The organism is Rhodococcus sp. (in: high G+C Gram-positive bacteria) (genome assembly GCF_049591685.1).
In the GTDB taxonomy this organism is placed as follows: Bacteria; Actinomycetota; Actinomycetes; order Mycobacteriales; family Mycobacteriaceae; genus Rhodococcoides.
Window position 1 is genome coordinate 1 of record NZ_JBAWFH010000433.1, and the last position, 1,666, is coordinate 1,666.

Genomic DNA, 1,666 nt, shown 5'->3' on the forward strand with positions numbered 1-1,666 from the left:
GAGGTGGCCAGCCGCGACGAGCTGGCCGAGTCCTTCGCCGTGATGGAGGAACGCTTCCCCGCCGAGGTCCCGGTGCCCGAGGAGTGGGGCGGGTACGCCGTGTCCCCGGCCGCCGTGGAGTTCTGGCAGGGCCGACCCGGGCGGATGCACGACCGACTCGTCTACCGTCGCGCGGAGAGCGGCGCCTGGCACGTCGTCCGGCTCGCGCCCTGACCGCTGGGAAACCCCTTGAGCCGGGGACGGGGCGCGTCTACCGTGGAGGAACACGGGAAAGGAGGTGGTCCAGGAAATGAATTCTTTTGGGACGCGTGAGGTGGCTGCCCGCTAGCAGCCAGTAGTAGGACCGGGCTGCGACTGCCCGGCCTGGCTGCTGACGAATCCACAGCAGCCACCCGACCCGCAGGTGATCCGGACCCACGTCCTCCGGAGCGGCGCCGCACCGCGGCTGCCACGCCTGTGGGTCGTTCACATGTCGGCCCTGTCGGGGTGGCGGGAATATAGTTGCCTTCAGCAACCTTTCCGGTTCATGGAACGAGATGTCGTGACCCACGCACCCACCCCCGCGCCGGCCCCGCCGGCCGAGCGGGCCGGCGAGATGAGCCACCGCGAGGTGCTCGAGGCGCTCAGCGGCCTCCTCCTCGCCATGTTCGTCGCGATGCTCTCCAGCACCGTGGTGTCCAACGCGCTGCCGCGGATCGTCACCGACCTCGAGGGCAGCCAGACCGGCTACACCTGGGTCGTCGTCGCGACCATGCTCGCGATGACCGCGACGACCCCGATCTGGGGCAAGTTCGCCGACCTCTTCGACAAGAAGCTGCTCGTGCAGACGGCCCTGATCATCTTCTCGATCGGCTCGCTCATCGCCGGCTTCGCGCCGTCGATGGAGGTGCTGATCGGTGCCCGCGTCGTGCAGGGCCTCGGCGTCGGCGGCCTGACGGCGCTCGTCCAGGTCGTCATCGCCACGATGGTCTCCCCGCGTGAGCGCGGTCGCTACAGCGGCTACATCGGCGCGGTCTTCGCCCTCGCCACGGTCAGCGGACCGCTCGTCGGTGGCGTCCTGGTGGACACCGTCGGATGGCGCTGGTGCTTCTTCGCCGGTCTCCCGGTCGCCGCCCTCGCCTTCGTCGTGCTGCAGAAGACGCTGCGCCTCCCCGTCGTGAAGCGCGACGACGTCTCGATCGACTACCTCGGCGCCTTCCTGCTCGTCGGCGGCGTCTCGATCCTGCTCGTCTGGGTCTCGCTCGGCGGCATCAACTTCGACTGGATCTCGTGGACCAGCGGCCTGCTCGTGGCCGGCTCCGTCGCGATCATCGCGGCGGCCGTCCACGTCGAGGCCAACGTCGCCAAGGACCCGGTCATCCCGCTGCGCCTCTTCAAGGACCGCACGCTCTCGCTCGCCACGGTCGCCTCGGTGCTGATCGGTGTCGCGATGTTCGGCTCGACGGTCTACCTCAGCCTCTACTTCCAGCGCGCCAAGGACATGAGCCCGACCGAGGCCGGCCTGATGTCGATCTGTATGGTCGGCGGCCTGCTCGTCTCGAGCATCCTCAGCGGTCGCATCATCTCCGCCACCGGTGTGTGGAAGCGCTGGCTCGTCGGCGGCATGGTCGCCGTGATCGCCGGCATCGCGTTGCTGTCCACCATCGACGCCGGCACCCCGCTGTGG

General features: G+C 69.3%; 2 protein-coding genes. Both read left to right on the forward strand.

What is annotated here, in order from left to right; genetic code table 11:
* Positions 1-213: pyridoxine 5'-phosphate oxidase C-terminal domain-containing protein (locus WBQ44_RS18265; protein WP_495568087.1), on the forward strand; the 213-nt coding region annotated here is incomplete at its 5' end.
* 328 nt (positions 214-541) lie between these two features.
* A partial coding sequence (locus WBQ44_RS18270) for an MFS transporter (protein WP_495568088.1) occupies positions 542-1,666 on the forward strand: 1,125 nt, incomplete at its 3' end.